This window comes from Paenibacillus sp. JL3B1040 (genome assembly GCF_057063165.1).
The window spans coordinates 4271229-4289866 of sequence record NZ_CM169317.1 but is presented as its reverse complement, the minus strand read 5'-3'; the positions used below and the strand labels follow the sequence as shown (position 1 = coordinate 4289866).

Genomic DNA, 18638 nt, shown 5'->3' with positions numbered 1-18638 from the left:
AATTACAATACTAATATGAAATGAGAAATAAAAAACATAAGAAAATGGGGAAGTGTAGTTGAACTTGAGAAAATGGTTATCTGCGACCGTATTTGTGATTTTAATCACATTCTTATTCCGCCCTTTGGATCATATTTATGCCAAAACCGTTAGCCAATTAGACAACGAACTGAAACAACTTCAAGAACGGGCGAAAATAGCTGAGCAAAAGCAAAAAGCTGCAGAAAAACAGCAACAGGAAGCCGAGCATTATGTCAATAAAAATAAAAACTATATCAAACAAATATTGATTGAGATCGACTCCGTAAGCGAAGAATTGACTAAAATCGCCATTGATACTGAGCAAGCAGAGGCAGAATTACTCCAGACTAACGAAAAGTTGGACAAAACCAAGCAAAGAGTCAAGGAGCGCTCCAAATGGCTGGATTCTCGAATACGGTTGATGTATACAGACGGAAATGTTTCTTACTTGGACGTATTGTTGTCCTCGACAAGTTTTATTGACTTTTTAGAACGTGCCGAAGTATTGCAAGCTATAGCCAATCAGGATCGAATGTTATTAGATGAATATAATAAGGACAAGGAGCTTCTATTAGAGCAGCAACGGAAATTGAAGGAGGATTATGAGGAAATAAAGACCTTGTATGTTGAAGCGGAGTCGCGGAAAAGCGTTTTGGAAAATAAAGAGGATGAGAAGCAGCAACTGATTGCCCGATACAGCGAGGAGATTGAAGAATCTGAAGATATTTCGGAAGAGCAGGAGACTTTATTGATCGAACTCGCTACAAAAAGAGCAATACTTGAAAAAGAAAAAAACAAGCTGAAGTCGGAGCAAGTTTACACATATAAAAGTACAAACTCTAATTTTTCATCAGAAAAAGTGAAAAGTGGTTCGGGAGCCATGTCCCTACCGATTCCGGGGGCTCGTTTATCTTCAAAGTACGGAACTCGAGTACATCCGGTCACCGGGGAAGTTAAAATGCACAAAGGTGTTGACTATGCAGCCCCTCAGGGAACGGAAATTCAGGCTGCCGAAAGTGGCGTTGTCATTGTTGCAGAATGGTGGAGTGGTTATGGCAACACGGTTATTGTCGACCATGGAGACAGCGTTTGGACGCTTTACGCCCATATTCGCAATAATGGAATTAAAGTGAAAAAAGGGGACACGGTAAAACGAGGACAAAAAATTGCTGAGGTCGGAAGTACAGGAACTGCAACGGGGAATAACTTGCATTTTGAGGTGCGAATTGACGGGAAACCAGTGGATCCGTTACCTTATTTAAACTAGAAAGTCGCTTATTAAGTCAAAAACAGACCTTCATAAGGATTGAGGACGCTAGCGGTAGCCTTGCGAGGCTACTGTTTTTTGTTTAGGCGATCTCAAGGAATATTCGGTTTAAAAAAATGAAGATTCTAATATCGGGAGGTATGTATGATGATGAATGGTTCCGTAATGGTCTTAATGTGCACTATCATGGGAATCTGGTTACTTATTCTAATCATTGCTGTTGGCGCAACAATTTATGTAGTAACACGATTACTCATAAGGAAATATAGAGTTGAAGACGGTCCCCTTAAGATTGTAAAAGAACGTTATGCCAAAGGCGAAATCAATGATGAAGAATTTATTCATAAACGTGAATTATTGAACAACCAAGGTCGGAATATTAAGTAGGGGCTGATAAAGGTACATGCTCAGCTTGAAACACCTATAAGGCATTAGCAACTGAAACGTTATAGTAGTGACATTACGGGTTATGTCAGCTCCCCAGGTGGCAGCCATTAATGTGACTATGGTCGGGTCGAGTACAGGGAAGGAGAAGAGAAAGACCATCACAATGCCCAAACGTTGTCCGGTCGCTAATACGTTACTGAGGTTAGGGAGCGCCACAAATCAATCACGATATAAAGACTTTTTGCAAATTATATATTATAATACAATTATATAAATATGTGTTTTTGAAAAATAGCGCCATCTCTGGAGGGGAACACTCATGGATAAATTAGATACAATGGCCGAGACCTTTAAATTGTTAGGAGATAAATCCAGACTCACGATCCTGGGACTATTGAAAGAAAGGGAGCTTTGTGTTTGCAACATTGTGGATATCCTTCAGATGTCACAACCAAGCATAAGCCAACATTTGCGTAAAATGAAGGCAGGGGGATTGGTAAGCGAAATCAGAAGAGGGAAGTGGACCTATTACTCCTTGACGATTGAGGATAAGCCTTATGTTAAAGACGTTTTGAATCATATTCCTTCCCAAGCCGCGATGATTGATTGGCTGGACCAACAAACGGCCGCTTCGGTTTGTGACTAATTGCGGTTCAATAAAACCAGTTTATAACCGATACCTTGGACGCGTTTAATTTGTATCGTGTTTTGATGCGGTTCAAGTTTTTTGCGCAGTGAGCTGATATAAACATTTACGATTCGTGGACTACCCTTGTACTCCGTTCCCCATATGGAGTCGAGAAGAACTTTACGCGATAAGGGCAAGTCGGCTCGTTGGGAAAGAAAATTCAAGAGCTGAAATTCTTTCGGGTTTAGCTCAATGATTTGTCCGCTTGATTCAACCTCATATTTATCCGGGGAAATCGTTAATTCTCCGATTTGATAATAACGTCTGGAGTAGGCTGATTGCTCCGGACGTTTATTTTTATGGGTTCTTCGGATCACGGTTTCGACTCGAGCCATAAACTCAGCCATTCCAAACGGCTTCTTTACAAACTCGTCAGCCCCACTCTCCAAAGCTTCAACGATATCCTTTTCCTGATTCTGATCCGACAAAATAATAACGGGAACGCGATTGTTCTTTTGTCTTATCGTTCGCAAAATCTGAAATCCGCTTTTTTCACCATTTACGATAAGGTCAAGAATAACAATATCGAACGGAGCGGTCAACGCGGCGTGTAGGCCGAGTTCTCCACTAGGAATAACTTCAGGCACATAATTTTTCTCGGATAGTTTCTTTGCGATGAACTCACCGGTAAGTGTTTCAGCCTGGATAATAAGGGCTCTATGAGTCACGGGGTTCCCTCCTTTTTCATATAACGCTTCTCCAATCATCTTCATTTAGCAGTTTATTTCTTCAACATGTTATGTCATAATTATATAAACATTATCTTATATGAAATTCAAGACGAATTTAGAAAATATTTTAGGAAATCGAACAAAAACTATCTATTTTACATAGAGATTACAAAACGAGAACATTCTTCAAACATTCAAGATATACGATCACATCGTAACATAATTATATTTGAATGGGAGAGGGTCTTGTTGTTGAAGAAAGGGTTAATGATTTTGCTGATCACTGCCACCGTGAGTATGCTTGCGGCATGCGGTCAATCCAATGATCAGGCTAATCAAGGAGCCGGTAACACGGAAACGAATGGACAAAGTTCAGCGGCACCATCGAATTCTGCAGGAGAGACAAAACTGTCGGGTCAAATTGAAATCGACGGTTCCAGCACCGTGTTTCCATTAACAGAAGCTGTAGCCGAAGAATTTAGTAAAGAGCACAGCGACGTGCGGGTTCCGGTTGGTGTTTCGGGAACCGGCGGCGGTTTTAAACGATTTATTGCCGGTGAGACCGATATCAGTAATGCCTCAAGACCGATTAAGGACGAGGAAGCGGAAGCGGCTAAGGCTGCCGGAATTGAATATATCGAATTGATGGTTGCTTATGATGGTTTGGCTGTCATCGTCAATCCGCAAAATGATTGGGTAGACCAAGTGACCGTGGAAGAATTGAATGCGATTTTCAAACCGGAAAGTACGGTGGTTAACTGGTCCGATGTTCGACCGGGGTGGCCGAATGAAAAGATCAACATTTTCTCTCCAGGTGCGGATTCCGGAACATTCGATTATTTTACGGAAGCTGTAAATGGTGAAGCCCAGGCAAGCCGTAATGACGACCAGGTTTCATTTAGTGAGGATGATAACGCCCTGGTTCAAGGGATTGCCGGAAACAAGAATGGTTTAGGTTATTTCGGTTTGGCTTATTATGAGGAAAACCAGGATAAACTGCGTACGGTTGCCATCGTTAATGAGGATGGTACCGCTGTAGAACCTACTGTAGAGACAGTTCGAGATGGATCTTACACGCCTTTGAGCCGTCCACTTTTCATCTATGTTAAAACGAGCTCTTATGAACGCCCTGAAGTTAAAGAGTTCGTGAATTTCTTTGTTGATCATGCGGGTGAATTAGCGACTGAGGTGGGGTATGTACCGCTTCCTGACGATAAGTTAGCTGAATCAAAAGCTAAATTGAAATAATTATTAAGCCAATAGTCATTACGGGACATCCCCCTTCATTTTTATGTTTATCCTTTGAAGGGGGATTTATTTTCATCCCTATCCCAAAGGAATTTTTATAAGTGAGGAGAGTAATCCATTTGGGCGCTGAACATGAACCAAAAACCGCAAACCCAATCGTATCCTTTAGAAATGAACGAAAATCACTTATGAATTGGTTTATACCCAAGTTGTTATTTCTATTTGCATCTGTATCCGTGTTGACGACCATCGGTATTGTCTACACGCTTTTGTCAGAAACCATCAATTTTTTTCGGCTTGTATCGCCTATAGAATTTTTCACTTCTACGAAATGGGCCCCTTTAATTGAACCCAAATCATTCGGTGTGTTGCCTTTATTAAGCGGTACGCTGCTGATTACAGTTATTGCCTGCCTCGTAGCGATGCCTATCGGTTTGGCGAGTGCGATTTATCTCAGCGAATACGCCCCAAGCAAGGTTCGAAAGATCGTCAAGCCCATTTTGGAAGTTCTGGCGGGGGTACCCACCATTGTTTATGGATACTTTGCGCTTAGCTTTGTTACACCCATGATTCAGTGGGTGTTTCGCGAAACCGTTGGCCAGGATGTCCCTGTATTCAACGCATTAAGTGCGGGTATCGTGGTAGGGATCATGATCATTCCCATGATTGCTTCGCTTAGCGAAGACGCTATGTTGGCTGTTCCGCGTTCACTTAGGGATGGAGCCTATGCTCTAGGGTCAACAAAGCTTGAAGTCGCTCTTAGAGTTGTCGTGCCTGCTTCGTTATCCGGTATCGTGGCTTCGTTTGTACTGGCCTTCTCCAGAGCGATTGGCGAAACGATGATCGTTACTGTGGCAGCCGGATCCACCCCAACATTAACCGGAAATCCGCTGGACAGCATTCAAACCATGACGGCCTATATCGTACAGGTGAGTCTTGGAGATACGCCGCACGGATCTGTCGAGTATGGAACCATTTTTGCGGTCGGGATGACGTTATTCGCGATCACGTTCCTGCTTAATATTTTTGCCCACTATATGGCTAAACGCTTTAAGGAGGAGTATTAGTCATGCTTGAGCTGGAGAATCAAAGACTTAACCGGGCTCGTCGAAAAACTGACCTTTACTTGCATTTGCTGTTCATCGTCTGCACCTCATTTGGCATTGTCTGCTTGACGGCCTTGATCGTTGACGTTGTGATCGATGGCATTCATGCCTTATCGCCGCAATTTTTCACGAATTTTCCTTCACGGCGTCCTAAGGAAGCCGGACTCTTATCCGCGCTTGTAGGAACCGCCTACATGGTTGCCATTATGGCTCCGGTCGCACTGATTTTTGGAGTAGGGGCAGCAATTTATCTCGAGGAATATGCGCCGAAGAATCGTTTGACTAGACTGATTCAAATCAATATCAGTACCTTGGCCGGCGTGCCTTCCATCGTTTATGGCATTCTTGGCTTGACTCTATTCGTCCGGGCCGGCGGATTTGAACCTCTGGCGATGGGGCGTAGTATTTTGTCCGGAGCGCTAACGATGGCCTTATTAGTATTGCCTATTATCATTGTGTCTGCACAGGAAGCTATTCGCGCCGTACCGAGATCCAGAAGAGACGCCTCTTATGCCCTGGGAGCGAACAAGTGGCAGACGGTGCAGAGGGCTGTGCTACCTTCGGCTATTCCAGGGATACTGACCGGCGTCATCTTATCTCTTTCAAGAGCGATTGGCGAGACGGCACCGCTTGTAATGATTGGTGCGTTAACCTTCGTGGCGTTTCTTCCGGATAATCCGCTGGATCAATTCACCGTGATACCAATCCAAATTTATAATTGGATCGCAAGGCCCCAAGTTGAATTCCACGAGTTGGCTGCTGCCGGTATTATGGTGCTGCTTGCTCTTCTGATTTTGATGAATTTATCCGCAGTATTGATTCGTAATAAATACCAAAATAAAAATTAACCGGGGGAAACATGTATGAGTGGCATTATAGACATCCAAAGCCTTGATCTGCACTATGGGACCTATCACGCGCTAAAGGACATTAACTTGCCTATTCAGGCCAATACAATAACAGCTTTCATCGGCCCATCCGGCTGCGGCAAATCCACATTGCTTCGTACGTTAAACCGGATGAACGATATGATTGCTGATGTGAAAATAGAGGGCTCGGTCAGGATCGGAGGAGTGGATCTGTATCAAGGGGACCTTGATGCCGAAGCGCTTCGCAAGAAGGTAGGGATGGTGTTCCAGCAACCAAATCCATTTCCGAAAACAGTGTATGATAACGTGGCTTACGGTCCAAGAATTCACGGGATCACCAAAAAAGCGGAACTGGATGGTATTGTGGAACAAAGTCTTCGCGGAGCCGCGTTGTGGGATGAGGTCAAAGATCACCTGAAACGTTCCGCATATAGTCTGTCAGGAGGACAACAGCAACGGCTTTGTATAGCCAGAGCTCTTGCGGTAAACCCGGCCATTCTGCTCATGGACGAAGCAACGTCCGCACTGGACCCCGTTTCAACCTTGAAAATTGAAGAACTGGTCAATGAACTGAAGGAAAAGTATACGATTGTGATGGTGACTCACAATATGCATCAGGCTGCCAGAGTATCTGATCAAACGGTGTTCTTTCTGAACGGTGAAGTGGTTGAATATGATGAAACGGAACGATTGTTTTCAAGCCCCAAAATGCAGAGAACGGAGGAGTACATCTCGGGAAGATTCGGCTGATGCCAAGATTATCATTATAGGGGAGAGATCAAGCAATGACGAGGCGCAAAGAGTTTGATCAAGGACTTGCGGAGCTTCAAACCTTGCTGGTAACAATGGGGGAACAAACAGAAACCGTTTTAAATGACGCGATTCAGGCGTTGGATCAGCAGGATATAAGCAGCGCCGACCAGATTATCAAAAACGATCTCGATATCAATGAGCTGGAAGAGAAAATCATGAAGATAGGGACCAAACTGATCGCAACCCAGCAACCCGTAGCTAAGGATCTGCGTAAAATCCTCGTTGCGTTTAAAATATCAAGTGATTTGGAACGTATGGCTGATCTTGCGGTAGATATCGCGGAAGTTGTACTGCAAATGGAAGAGCAAAAACTAATGCAAGTTTCCCGCGCCGATATATTACGATTAGGTGAAATTACGAAGAAGATGATTCATGACTCTATCCAGGCCTATCTTCATGAGAATGTGGATTTAGCCTATAAAATGGCCAGGGACGATGATCAAGTTGATCATCTATACAGTCAAATTATTCGGGAGCTTGTTTCTTATATCGTAGAAAAACCTTATGAAATGAACCAAATTTTGATGTTGGCTTTTGTTTGCCGCTACATTGAAAGGATTGCTGATCATGCAACCAATATAGGCGAGAATGTAGTTTTTCTGGTAAACGGCCATCGTCCTGAACTGAATCCTTAATGATGAGTTTTCGCATTCTTTTAATCGATGAGGATCTCACCGTTGGAAGGCTCCTTAGATATAGTTTGACGAGGCAAGGAAACAGAGTAGAGTGGTCTCAAAATATAAAGGAAGCGCCCCGGGCGGCTTTATCCATTTCCTTCGAAATCGTGATTTTCAATGTCGGCGGTCCGCTTCATAACGGGTTGGAGACATTGGCGCAGCTGAGTAAGATAGGGGATTTTCCTGTCATTCTTCTTAGTGATTGGAGTCAGGAAGAGGAAGTTGTTCGTGCTCTTTCGATGGGAGCGGAGGATGTGATTTTTAAACCTTTTGGCTACTCCGAACTGATGGCTCGGATCAATGCCATTATGCGGCGGGTAACCGAGAATGTACTTTATCCTCTTTCCAACGTTCAAGAAGATGAGGTGTTTCGTTTTGGTGTAATCGAAGTTTACCCTAAACGATGGGAAATAACCTATTTGGATCATCGAATCGCCTTCCGTAAGGATGAATTTTCGCTGCTCTTTCATCTGTTAAAAAAACCGGGGACGGTATTTTCCACTCGGCAATTACAGGAAGTTGTTTTTGGAACTTACGTTTACAAAACAAATCGAATCATTTTTCTGGTTTCGGCCATTCGTAAGAAGCTGCAAGCTGCGGTTCCGTTTATTGAAATCCAGACGATTCCTTCCGTCGGTTATAAGTTGACTTTAAAGTAACATGCTGGAGATAATATAATTAAGTAATAATATTATTATTTCATGATGCATGTGTCTGAAGGGAATATAAGAGGAGGGGAATCATGGACACTTATCAAGAAGCATCCGACGTATACAAATTGTTGAGTGATCGAAACCGGTTAATGATCTTGGCTCTTTTGAAAGAAAAAGATCTCTGCGTTTGTGAAATTGTTGAGCTGTTGCAGATGTCCCAGCCTAATGTGAGTCAGCACATGCGAAAACTAAAGGCTGGGGGGCTTGTTTCCGAGACCAAAAAAGGACAATGGGTTTTTTATTCTCTGCGTATTGAAAATAAACCTTCTGTTGCTTATGCATTAAAGCAATTACCAAGCGTACAGAATAAAGTCGAGAAATTAGAACTAAAAGAGCGCCGGGAACCTTGTGAACAATCATAAACATATTATTATTTACTTATATAATAATAAGTGTATAATTATATTATATGAAGGGTTTCTTAAGGCAGAAATAAAGGAGAGGTACTTGAAATGAGTCAAGGCGCAACAAAAAGATTGTCCTTTCTCGACCGTTATTTGACCTTTTGGATTTTTGGGGCGATGGGAGTTGGACTGATCCTCGGAACGTTGATTCCTAATTTTGCGGATATATTGTCGCGGATGCAAGTGGGAACCACCTCGATTCCGATTGCGGTCGGCCTGATCGTTATGATGTATCCGCCGTTAGCCAAAGTGAAATACGAGAAGCTGGGCCGAGTCTTCAAAGATTGGAAGGTATTGCTGCTTTCTTTGGTGCAAAACTGGATCATCGGTCCGATTTTAATGTTTTTCTTGGCCTTCCTGTTTTTGAGCGATTTGCCGGAATACATGATTGGACTCATCATGATTGGCCTGGCTAGATGTATCGCTATGGTTCTAGTCTGGAGTGATTTAGCTAAAGGAGATCCGGAGTACACCGCAGGGTTAGTCGCTTTCAACTCCATCTTTCAAATTCTGTTCTACTCGGTATTTAGCTATGTGTTTATCACGGTCTTGCCCGGCTGGTTTGGGGTCCAAGGGGCTGAAGTGAATATTTCCATGGGGCAAATTGCCGAAAGCGTCCTGATTTATTTGGGAATTCCCTTTCTGGCCGGATTATTGACGCGCGTGATTGGGATCCGATTAAAGGGTTCGGAATGGTACGAAAAAGTGCTAATTCCCAAGATCAGCCCGCTTGCCCTGCTCGCTTTATTGTTCACGATTATTCTCATGTTCTCATTAAAAGCGGATCTGATCGTAACGCTGCCTCTGGACGTTGTACGCATTGCGATTCCGATGATCATCTATTTTGTGGTGATGTTCGTAGTGTCCTTCTTCTTTTCCAAAAAATCAGGGACATCCTATCCCGTTGCTACGTCACTGTCGTTTACGGCAGCCAGTAACAATTTCGAACTTGCCATTGCGGTGGCGATCGGCGTATTCGGCCTTGATTCGGGTGTAGCCTTTGCGGCCGTTATTGGACCGCTAGTGGAAGTGCCGGTATTAATCGCATTAGTGAATGTGGCTTTACGCTTCAAACGCAAGTATTTTGATGCTGAACTAACCCAACCATAAAGGAGAAATGAATCATGGAAAAGAAAACGATCTATTTCTTGTGCACAGGGAACTCTTGCCGCAGTCAAATGGCTGAAGGATGGGCCAAAAAATATTTGGGTGATCAATGGAACGTATATAGCGCAGGCATTGAGGCCCATGGACTGAATCCTAATGCCGTTAAAGCCATGCAGGAAGTAGGCATCGACATTTCCGCACAAACGTCGGATATCATTAATATGGAACTGCTTAACAATGCCGATATGGTCGTCACTTTGTGCGGCGACGCTGCAGATCGCTGCCCGATGACCCCTCCGCATGTAAAACGCGAGCATTGGGGATTTGACGACCCGGCAAAAGCGCAAGGCACGGACGAAGAGAAATGGGCCGTGTTCCAAAGAGTACGCGATGAAGTTGGCGCGCGTATCAAACAGTTTGCCGAAACTGGCGAGTAATAAACAAAACAGCCGAGAGGACTCTCGGCTATTTTCTATGGGAAAGGAAGCGTGCTTTTTCATGAGAAATATGGAAATCTATGATCCGGCGATGTGTTGCTCAACGGGAGTTTGCGGCCCTGGTGTAGATCCTGAGTTGATCCGCATTTCCATCGCGGTAAACAATTTGAACAAAAAAGGATTTACCGTGACTCGTTATAATTTGGCAAGTGAACCTGCAGCTTTTGTGGCTAACTCGTTGGTGGAGCAGTTGCTTTCCGACAAAGGTCCGGATGTGTTACCGATTGTCATCGTGGACGGACAAGTGGTTAAGGAACGAAACTATCCAAGCAATGAAGAGTTGTGTGCTTGGACGGGACTATCCGAAGATGAACTCATCAAGAAACCAAAGGTTCGTCTGGAAATCAAAGTACAACCGTAAAGGAAAGAAGGATTTGAAGATGCCAACTCGGTTTGATCCACTGTCGATACCACTAACTCCTTACCTGTTCTTTACTGGTAAAGGCGGGGTAGGGAAAACTTCGACGGCTTGCGCAACGGCTATTTCTTTAGCCGATTCCGGTAAGCGGGTGTTATTGGTCGGCACGGACCCAGCTTCGAATTTGCAGGACGTATTTGGCATGGCGTTTACGAATCATCCTGTCCAAGTAGATGGAGTGGATAACCTGTATGCCGCAAATTTGGATCCCGAAACCGCGGCAGCGGAATACAAAGCGTCCATGGTCGATCCGTATCGGGGTAAACTGCCCGACACGGTGATTGCAACGATGGAGGAGCAGTTATCGGGTGCTTGTACTGTTGAAATTGCTGCCTTTAATGAATTTTCGGCTCTGTTGACGGATCAAGAGCTTAAGGATCGATTCGATTATATTCTGTTTGATACTGCACCGACGGGCCATACGTTGCGGCTGCTGCAGCTTCCCACGGCCTGGAGCGGATTTCTTAATGAGAGCACACATGGTGCTTCTTGTTTAGGCCCGCTTGCCGGCTTGCAAAATCAAAAGAAAGTTTATGAGCAAGCGGTCCAAACTTTAACGGATGAGAAACAAACCATGCTGGTGATCGTCACCAGACCGGACGAATCCCCGCTTACCGAGGCAGCCCGGGCGTCTGTTGAATTAAAAGGGATCGGTATTCATCACCAGAATCTCGTGATCAACGGTGTTCTGAATCAATATAAACCGGGCGACCCCGTATCTAAAGGGGTTTACGAAAGACAGTTGAAAGCGATGGAGCGAATTCCGCCGGTGATCCAAGCGCTTCCGACTTACCAAATTCCTATGGCTCCTTTTAATGTAACCGGGCTGCAAAATTTACGCGATTTCTTTGAGCCCAATGTCTCAGAAACGGTTCCAGGGGTACATCAAAAGATATCTATACCGTCCTTTCAAAAACTCATTCAAGATTTGGATTCGGCCGGAACCCGCGTGGTCTTCACCATGGGAAAAGGCGGGGTAGGCAAAACGACGGTCGCTTCAGCGATTGCCGTCGGGCTGGCTGAACGTGGTCACCGGGTGCATCTGAGTACGACAGATCCTGCCGCACATCTTGATTTTGTCATTCAGGAGTCTGAATATATCACGGTGAGCCGGATTGATCCCAAGGTGGAAGTGCAAAAATACCAGGAGGAAATCATTGATCAAAACAAGGATTTGCTTGATGAGGATGGACTCGCATACTTGGAAGAGGATTTAAGGTCACCGTGCACGGAGGAAATCGCGGTTTTCAGAGCCTTTGCTGAATTGGTAGACCGAAGCGGGGAGGAAATCGTGGTGATCGATACAGCTCCAACCGGTCATACCTTGTTGCTGCTCGATGCCACTCAGGAATATCATAAGGAAATTGAGCGTTCATCCGGTCAGATACCGCCATCCGTTCAAAAGTTGTTACCTCGTTTGAGGGATTCGAAAGAAACCAGTGTGGTCATCGTCACTTTGGCTGAAGCTACTCCTTATTATGAGGCCGTTCGATTGAATGATGATTTGAAACGCGCCGGCATACCGACAAAATGGTGGGTCATTAATCAAAGCTTTGCCGCTGTTGGAACGACTGACCCTGTCCTGCAAAGTCGCGCACGGTCCGAACAATCCTGGATCCAGGAAATTAATGAAACGTCAAACCACCATACGGTGATTATTCCATGGGAGCCTGAGGAAATTAAAGGGTATACGCAGTTGAAAAAACTGATTGCGGAGCCTACTTAGCTGGATGAGGAATCTAATTAGATTGGAAAGGTTGATATGTCATGGTTATTACAGATGGAGCCAAAAGTTATATTGAAGAAATGATGAAGGAAGCCGGAGTCACGACGCTGCGATTTGTTCTTGCTAGCGGTTGCTGCGGTCCGAGCTTTCAATTGGCGCTCGAAAACGCTCAGGAAACGGATATTGTAAAAAGCATCAATAATATTGAGGTAGCGATCGATCCTCAAGTTGAAGAATTGGTAAGCCAAGTGACATTGGATCTTGAACAAGATGAAGAAGGTGCAGGCTTAGTGATTAGCGGCGGAAGCAACTGCTGCTAAGCTTGATATATGGAGAGGAGAGAAAACATGGCTCATTACCATGAACTGGTTAAAGGCAAAGTATTTATTGGTGGAATTGATGGATTGCAGGAAGCGCTGCGGAATGAGGACATTACCGATGTGTATGACTTAAGGGATGATGGTAAGGAGCCAAATGATTTTCCAAAAAGTGTTATGCGGCATCATTATCCTATTGTCGAAGATACATGCGGACAAGAAACTTCGATCGCAGAAGCCATTCAAGCGATTAAACAAGGATTGGACCATGATCAGAAAGTGTATTTTCATTGCTCAGGCGGCCGCAATCGGACAGGGACTGTAGCTACCGGATTGATGCTTGAACTCGGCCAAGCATCCAGTGTTGCAGAAGCAGAAAGCTTGGTCAAGTCCATTCGTTCTGAAATTGCGATAAAACCGGAAATGCGTGATGCTCTTAGAACGTTATACCCGAATCGGAACTAATCATTCAATAAAAGAAGCCTGATATATTGGAGGCTTCTTTTTTTGTTAAAAGATACTCATACAAAATAAAATAAAAGTTGCATATTGCAAATTTATGAAGTATATATAATACATAGTCCCTACACTTATTAAGCGAGTATTTTGGACTTATCGCAATAATGAAGAGGTATTTTTATCTATTTTAAGTTGTAGAATGCAAATATAATGGAGGTGCTTTACATCATGGATGTACTGGACACGATCGTGATTGGAGGAGGTCAGGCGGGGTTGGCCACAGGATATCATTTGCAAAAGAAAAGGCTACGTTTTCTGATACTAGAGGCAAATAACCAAGCAACCGGTTCATGGCCGCACTATTATGACAGCCTAAAATTATTCTCGCCAGCTCGATTTTCATCCATGCCCGGGATGAAGTTCCCCGGAGATCCAAATCATTACCCTGCCAGAGATGAAGTTATTCGTTATCTGCAGAGTTATCAGAAGGAATTTCAGTTACCGATAAGAACGAATCAACGCGTGGAATCGGTTAAAAAGGATGAGCATGGATTTACCATACAAACAACTTCAGGAGATACGTTTCAAGCTCGTACTATCATTAATGCAAACGGCTCATTTCATAATCCGTACAAGCCGGTAATACCTGGTCAGGAGATGTTTCGAGGACGAACACTTCACTCCTCGGAATACCAAAATCCGGGCTCATTTCGAAATCAGCGAGTAGTCGTGGTAGGACGAGGGAATTCGGCGGTACAAATTGGTGTTGAACTGGCTGAGGTGAGTAAAACGTCTCTCGCTGTTTTGCAGCCGGTTCAATTTATGAATCAAAAGGTTTGGGGGAAGGATATTCATTTTTGGGTTAGAATTATTGGTTTTGATACTTTCCCATTTTGGAGATTCGGGAAATCGGCACCAAGTTCAAGTGCGGTGAACGATACGGGACGGTATAAGGAGCGTATCCTTGCAGGAAAACCAGATCAACAGCCGATGTTTACCTCTTTTTATGAAGATGGAGTTGTATGGCCAAACGGGACAAAAGAACCGGTGGATTCAGTCATCTTCGCGACAGGTTATCGGCCGCGATTCCCCTACCTACGAGCGATAGGCGCTCTGGATGGAGAAGGAAGGCCAATCCATAAAGCCGGTATCAGTAAGATCCCTGGACTTTATTATGTGGGACTCGAGGGACAACGCTCTTTCTCTTCCGCAACATTAAGAGGAGTCGGACCGGATGCGAAGTTTGTTGTGAAACGGCTTTCGCATCATCTTAACAGTCGATAAACAATATATTTGAAAAACACAAGTAGTATAAAGTATAAATAAAATTGAGGTGAGTGGAATGGAAAACGTTCGAGAACTATTTCAAATCATGACACGCCGTTTTGGTTTTTTGAATAAAAACTGTTGTTCAGCTGGTGGTTGCGACATAACTTTAGTTCAAAGTCACATTCTTTACGAAATAGATCGTCAGCATAATCCGTCCATTCAGCAAGTAGCGGAAGCTTTAGGTACGGATATTACGACATTTAGTCGTCAAATACAAACGTTAATTAAAATGAATCTTGTAAAGAAGACTCCCGATCCAGGGGATCGAAGAATTTTTGTTCTTTCACTTACAACAGAAGGTAAATACGTAGCTGCTACCATTGATCAACAAATGAATGACTATTTGAATGAAATTTTTTCGCAGATGAGCGATTTTGAAAAAGATACTGTAATTCACTCTATTAAGTTGTTGAATGAAGCAATGTTGAAATCCAACAAATGTTGTTCCGTCCCAATCGGGTGACCGGTTATGAATCCGAACTACCTGCGATAAAAATAATATTTATAATATGGCTAAATAAGTAGTGGAGGGAATATGATGCTCTTAACTCGTCTCGTTTCCAGTGAAGACTGGGAAGCCATTAAATCTATCTATGAAGAAGCCATAATGACAGGTAACGCAACCTTCGAAATGAACGCACCTTCTAAAGAACAGTGGTACTCCAGCCATGACCTGGAGTGCAGTATTGTTTGTCTTGACGGTGACAAGATCGTCGGATGGGCAGCATTGAGCCCTGTATCCTCAAGATGTGTGTATTCGGGTGTCGGAGAGAATAGTATCTATGTCAAGCAGGATGCACGCGGTAAAGGCGTGGGGAATATTCTTCTTGGTCGATTGATAGAAATCGCCGAAGATAGAGGGTTCTGGACTATTCAAACCGGAATATTTCCTGAAAATTCGGCAAGTTTAGCTCTTCATTTGAAGCATGGTTTTCGTAAGGTAGGTCGTCGGGAAAAGATCGGCAAAATGAATGGTGTTTGGAGAGATGTTCTATTTATGGAGAGACGAAGCGAAGTTGTGGGGATAAATTAATAAAAAAAGCTCTATTCACGTCTCGCATCAAATCCCCAGTGCCGTTTGATGACGTTAAGATTCAATAAAGTTACGTTGCAGTAGTGCTTATCGAGACCATCACGATATTAAATCAATTATTTTTGATTTAATCTTGATTTTACCAGCTCTGCATGCTACGATTTATTCATCAAGAAATTTTGATGAATGGAGGTTCGTCCGATGATGAACCATTACGTGATGGAACAACTGATGAAATTTCAGCAAAAAGAAATCGAAGAGCGGGCGCGACAGGCGTGGAAGTGGTTGGATACCAATAGCCTTAAGGGAAGTAAAAACAATTCGACGTCGGTGGTCTTGCAGCCGATCGCGGCTTGTTGCGCCGCTTGCTGCTAAGGAGAGGTAGAGGGCATGATGATACAACTTCCCATCCTTGAACAAGACGGAGAGACGATCGATTTTGCCAAGTTTGAAGCCAAATTCAAAGCGCTCGCGGATCAAAAGCGTCTGCAAATTATGTATGAACTTACACAAAAGGGCAGCATATGCGTGTGTGATCTAGTAGAAATCGTGGATATGCCGCAATCTAAATTGTCGTATCACTTGAAAATCTTGCTTGATGCCGGCTTGATCTTCCGAGAAATGAAAGGAACTTGGAGCTATTATGAGTTAAATCACGCGGAGGTTAACCGACTGCTATCTCCCGAGTTGTGCTGTATATTCCGCAAACTGGACGATTCAAGCGGATGCTGTTCATAAGCCCACATGGTGGGTTTTTAATCCGTACATTTAATCAAAAAAAATTGATATATTAAAAAAGGAGCGATGTTCCATGAGCCAAGTAAAGAATGATGATGTACGCCAGCATGTACGAAACCGATACAAGCAAATTGCGATCCAAAGCAATTCCAATGCAAGTTGTTGCCAGGCTAGCACATCGGCATCCGGATACTCCGGTACGGCCGATGAAGTTTCAGCGAAATTGGGGTATTCCAATGAAGAACTATCAGCGGCTCCGGAAGGGGCAAACCTTGGTCTAGGCTGCGGGAATCCTCAAGCGATCGCATCGCTTCAGCCTGGGGAAGTCGTTCTGGATTTGGGAAGCGGAGCAGGCTTTGATTGTTTTCTGGCTACCCGGCAAGTGGGAGAGACCGGCAAAGTTTACGGTGTTGATATGACACCAGAGATGGTAAGCCGTGCCCGCAACAATGCGCAAAAGAACGGCTACCGGAATGTTGAATTCCGGCTTGGCGAAATCGAGCATCTCCCGATAGCTGATAACTCGATCGATGTCATCATCTCTAATTGTGTCATAAATCTTTCTCCCGATAAGGAGCAAGTCTTTCGTGAAGCTTTCCGGGTATTAAAACCAGGAGGGCGCTTAGCCATCTCGGATATCGTGACGACAGCGGAATTACCGGCAGAGATCCGGGGTGATCTTGATTCATTAGCAAACTGCATATCCGGCGCGTCCACCGTGGCTGAAGTCAGGGAAATGCTTCAATCGAGCGGATTTAACGATATTGTTGTTGAGCCGAAAGATGAGTCCCGCGAATTCATTCAGGACTGGGTTCCTGGGGCGAGCATGGAGGATTACATTCAATCGGCCGTTATCAAAGCTGTTAAACTTTAAGTAGGATTAAGAAACTGCACAAAAGCCATGAATAGCACCTTCAACCACGTTGGCAGGTGCTATTTTTGTTTGATATTCTTATGCATATACCCCATGGGGGTTCCAGGAAAATATACAACCTTTTGTAAAAAGGTTGTACAAAAAGAGTCGCCTTACCGAAACGTGACCTTCCCCGTACAATAAGGTCAAGCGCGCGCCCATTCATGAATTTGAAGGGAGCAAAAATGATGGGGAAGCACGAAGTCGTTAATGCGGGGCAGTCTTTCAGGGAAGTTTCTCTTTCCGAGACGGATAAACCGAATTTGCCGGCGCAATGTCAATCAAACAAGCCTGAAAAGCGGAGTGGAGCCAGCTATTCGCAAGCCTTTTACGCCCAATTGATGCGTCACGATTGGTATGGTAGAGTTCGTCATCGTATCCGGCAACGGGGGTGGGGGCAGTGAGCCGACCGATCCCGTTCACTCGCGTCGAAAACTGGTTATTCACTTTACCGGTTTGGAAATCGCAGTTGGAGTCCATGCGGGAACAGTTGTCACGTATCCCGGGGCTTACACAAAAATTCGATTTGGTCCCGATCTACGGCAAGGGTCAAAAAAACGAAGCAATATTAAACGAGATAATCCGCCGTTTACAATTGCAAAATGTAGAAATCCCTTTAATGGAACTGAGGATTGATGTGCTGGAAGCCGCGATTCACTCCTTGCAAGAGGAAGATCAGCAATTTGTGGAAGAGCGTTACATGCGCCGTCTGCCTTCCATGCTTGTCATGGAAAAGCTGGGCTTAACGCACCGCATGTTCTATAAGCGGCGGAAACGATTGCTCAGTCACATTTACCGCTTTGTAGGCGGAGAGGCTTCCATTTTATTCGTGGATGATAAAGAAGCGAATTCGGATGTGGATTCATCGGACGATTCCGCGGAATAAGGTCAGGTCAATCGAAGGTCACAAAATGATTAGGAACCTTGTTCTCCTTGAATTATGGTAGCGGTTGGCAATCCGGTGGTAAGTTCAATACTGGTGCTCTTCAGACGAACGGTTAGGCTTTCCGCTTGTGGTGGATCAGGGCTCTGTCGTCCGTTGGAACTTGCTAAATGATTGCCATGAGTCGGGTCAATCTTCACCCGATTTGCCTATTTTCTCAGAAAGAGTTAAACTCACTAGAATTAACATATTATATAACTTATCACTATCTAGATGTTTTTATGAAATATATTCTATATTTGGATAATGACATAGAATATTCGAAATAATTGTATTTATGTTATAACAAAACTT

24 protein-coding genes are annotated in these 18638 nt (G+C 44.1%); 23 read left to right on the top strand and 1 reads right to left on the bottom strand.

Annotated features, from left to right (window positions below):
* Positions 1-64 precede the first annotated feature (64 nt).
* The 3 genes from ACZF99_RS19345 to ACZF99_RS19335 all read left to right on the top strand — a co-directional run bounded on the left by ACZF99_RS19345 (position 65) and on the right by ACZF99_RS19335 (position 2321).
* Positions 65-1288, top strand: coding sequence for a murein hydrolase activator EnvC family protein (locus ACZF99_RS19345; protein WP_275693633.1), 1224 nt, complete (start codon positions 65-67; stop codon positions 1286-1288).
* 186 nt (positions 1289-1474) lie between these two features.
* A complete protein-coding gene (locus ACZF99_RS19340; RefSeq protein WP_127575695.1) occupies positions 1475-1675 on the top strand; it encodes an SHOCT domain-containing protein in 201 nt (66 codons plus the stop codon).
* 319 nt (positions 1676-1994) lie between these two features.
* Positions 1995-2321: an ArsR/SmtB family transcription factor gene (locus ACZF99_RS19335; RefSeq protein WP_127575646.1), complete on the top strand. Its 327-nt coding sequence runs from the start codon at positions 1995-1997 to the stop codon at positions 2319-2321.
* Here the strand turns inward: ACZF99_RS19335 and ACZF99_RS19330 are convergent.
* Complete coding sequence (locus ACZF99_RS19330; protein WP_164744109.1) at positions 2318-3031, bottom strand: response regulator transcription factor; 714 nt, start codon at positions 3029-3031, stop codon at positions 2318-2320. The genes ACZF99_RS19335 and ACZF99_RS19330 overlap by 4 nt on opposite strands.
* 252 nt (positions 3032-3283) lie before the next feature.
* Here ACZF99_RS19330 and ACZF99_RS19325 point away from each other — a divergent pair, with 252 nt between their 5' ends.
* From ACZF99_RS19325 to ACZF99_RS19230, 20 genes are all read left to right on the top strand, one after another.
* Complete coding sequence (locus tag ACZF99_RS19325) at positions 3284-4282, top strand: PstS family phosphate ABC transporter substrate-binding protein (protein WP_372489729.1); 999 nt, start codon at positions 3284-3286, stop codon at positions 4280-4282.
* Positions 4283-4470: 188 nt separating this feature from the next.
* The gene (gene pstC, locus ACZF99_RS19320; protein WP_127575693.1) at positions 4471-5349 is read left to right on the top strand and encodes a phosphate ABC transporter permease subunit PstC; all 879 of its coding nucleotides are present in this window, start codon (positions 4471-4473) and stop codon (positions 5347-5349) included.
* A gap of 2 nt (positions 5350-5351) precedes the next feature.
* Positions 5352-6236 carry a phosphate ABC transporter permease PstA gene (pstA, locus tag ACZF99_RS19315; protein ID WP_127575644.1) on the top strand — a complete coding sequence of 295 codons (885 nt, stop codon included), beginning with the start codon at positions 5352-5354 and terminating at the stop codon, positions 6234-6236.
* Positions 6237-6251: 15 nt separating this feature from the next.
* Positions 6252-7007: a phosphate ABC transporter ATP-binding protein PstB gene (pstB, locus tag ACZF99_RS19310; protein ID WP_127575643.1), complete on the top strand. Its 756-nt coding sequence runs from the start codon at positions 6252-6254 to the stop codon at positions 7005-7007.
* 35 nt (positions 7008-7042) lie between these two features.
* Positions 7043-7705, top strand: coding sequence for a phosphate signaling complex protein PhoU (phoU, locus tag ACZF99_RS19305; protein ID WP_127575642.1), 663 nt, complete (start codon positions 7043-7045; stop codon positions 7703-7705).
* Positions 7706-7707: 2 nt separating this feature from the next.
* Positions 7708-8406 carry a response regulator transcription factor gene (locus ACZF99_RS19300; protein WP_164744108.1) on the top strand — a complete coding sequence of 233 codons (699 nt, stop codon included), beginning with the start codon at positions 7708-7710 and terminating at the stop codon, positions 8404-8406.
* 83 nt (positions 8407-8489) lie between these two features.
* On the top strand, positions 8490-8822 hold the full coding sequence (locus ACZF99_RS19295; protein WP_323077417.1) for an ArsR/SmtB family transcription factor: 333 nt from the start codon (positions 8490-8492) through the stop codon (positions 8820-8822).
* Positions 8823-8912: 90 nt separating this feature from the next.
* A complete protein-coding gene (gene arsB, locus ACZF99_RS19290) occupies positions 8913-9974 on the top strand; it encodes an ACR3 family arsenite efflux transporter (RefSeq protein ID WP_323077416.1) in 1062 nt (353 codons plus the stop codon).
* 14 nt (positions 9975-9988) lie between these two features.
* Positions 9989-10408, top strand: a complete 420-nt coding sequence (arsC, locus tag ACZF99_RS19285) for an arsenate reductase (thioredoxin) (RefSeq protein ID WP_127575638.1) — start codon at positions 9989-9991, stop codon at positions 10406-10408.
* A 61-nt stretch (positions 10409-10469) separates the two neighbouring features.
* A complete protein-coding gene (arsD, locus tag ACZF99_RS19280) occupies positions 10470-10829 on the top strand; it encodes an arsenite efflux transporter metallochaperone ArsD (RefSeq protein WP_127575637.1) in 360 nt (119 codons plus the stop codon).
* 19 nt (positions 10830-10848) lie between these two features.
* On the top strand, positions 10849-12612 hold the full coding sequence (arsA, locus tag ACZF99_RS19275) for an arsenical pump-driving ATPase (RefSeq protein WP_127575636.1): 1764 nt from the start codon (positions 10849-10851) through the stop codon (positions 12610-12612).
* A gap of 41 nt (positions 12613-12653) precedes the next feature.
* Positions 12654-12932, top strand: coding sequence for an iron-sulfur cluster biosynthesis family protein (locus tag ACZF99_RS19270; RefSeq protein ID WP_127575635.1), 279 nt, complete (start codon positions 12654-12656; stop codon positions 12930-12932).
* A 27-nt stretch (positions 12933-12959) separates the two neighbouring features.
* Positions 12960-13394, top strand: coding sequence for a protein-tyrosine phosphatase family protein (locus ACZF99_RS19265; RefSeq protein ID WP_127575634.1), 435 nt, complete (start codon positions 12960-12962; stop codon positions 13392-13394).
* A 219-nt stretch (positions 13395-13613) separates the two neighbouring features.
* Complete coding sequence (locus tag ACZF99_RS19260; RefSeq protein WP_127575692.1) at positions 13614-14672, top strand: flavin-containing monooxygenase; 1059 nt, start codon at positions 13614-13616, stop codon at positions 14670-14672.
* A gap of 58 nt (positions 14673-14730) precedes the next feature.
* Positions 14731-15180 (top strand): MarR family winged helix-turn-helix transcriptional regulator, encoded by a 450-nt coding sequence (locus ACZF99_RS19255; protein ID WP_127575633.1) that lies wholly within the window; start codon positions 14731-14733, stop codon positions 15178-15180.
* 72 nt (positions 15181-15252) lie between these two features.
* Complete coding sequence (locus ACZF99_RS19250; protein ID WP_371859502.1) at positions 15253-15750, top strand: GNAT family N-acetyltransferase; 498 nt, start codon at positions 15253-15255, stop codon at positions 15748-15750.
* A gap of 201 nt (positions 15751-15951) precedes the next feature.
* A complete protein-coding gene (locus ACZF99_RS19245) occupies positions 15952-16125 on the top strand; it encodes a hypothetical protein (protein ID WP_164744107.1) in 174 nt (57 codons plus the stop codon).
* Between the two features lie 18 nt (positions 16126-16143).
* On the top strand, positions 16144-16488 hold the full coding sequence (locus tag ACZF99_RS19240) for an ArsR/SmtB family transcription factor (RefSeq protein ID WP_127575691.1): 345 nt from the start codon (positions 16144-16146) through the stop codon (positions 16486-16488).
* 73 nt (positions 16489-16561) lie between these two features.
* Entirely contained in the window at positions 16562-17362 is an 801-nt protein-coding gene (locus ACZF99_RS19235; RefSeq protein WP_127575631.1) for an arsenite methyltransferase, read from the top strand.
* 430 nt (positions 17363-17792) lie between these two features.
* Positions 17793-18287, top strand: coding sequence for a hypothetical protein (locus ACZF99_RS19230; protein ID WP_127575630.1), 495 nt, complete (start codon positions 17793-17795; stop codon positions 18285-18287).
* The last annotated feature ends 351 nt before the right edge of the window (positions 18288-18638 follow it).